The organism is Nocardioides sp. T2.26MG-1 (genome assembly GCF_950101795.1).
In the GTDB taxonomy this organism is placed as follows: Bacteria; Actinomycetota; Actinomycetes; order Propionibacteriales; family Nocardioidaceae; genus Nocardioides.
The window spans coordinates 1-408 of the sequence record NZ_CATNLZ010000024.1; the positions used below are offsets into that span (position 1 = coordinate 1).

The window sequence follows — 408 nt, forward strand, 5'->3', positions numbered from 1 at the left end:
ACGCGACCCGGCGCGACGCGGAGTCAGCCCGCGATCTCGCCCACGAGGCGACCGCCCGGGCCCGTCGCGACCGTCGCGACGCCGAGCCGCGGCGCGCCGCTGCCCGGCGGGCCTCCTCGGGCGGCGGGGGCTCGTTCCTCGGGGGCGGCGGTGGCGGCTTCGGCGGAGGCGGAGGCGGCGGGCACTCCAGCGGGTTCGGCGGCGGAGGCGGAGCGCGGAGCTTCGGCGGCGGGGGCGGCTCGCACCACTCCGGTGGCGGCGGCTCACGAGGCTTCTGAGTCGTTCGCCGGACGGGACCGCTCCGGTCGGGGAGGCTGTGCGGATGCCCCCGACCCGTGTGCTCGTCGCTGCCCAGCTCCGCTCCGTGGTGTTCGGGGTGGTGTTCGCGGCGTACGTCGCGGGCGTCAA

General features: G+C 78.9%; 1 protein-coding gene. It reads left to right on the plus strand.

Translation table 11 applies throughout. From position 1 onward, the window contains the following. The coding region (locus QQZ14_RS14995; protein WP_284535149.1) for a hypothetical protein at window positions 1-278 on the plus strand (278 nt) is incomplete at its 5' end. Window positions 279-408 lie beyond the last annotated feature (130 nt).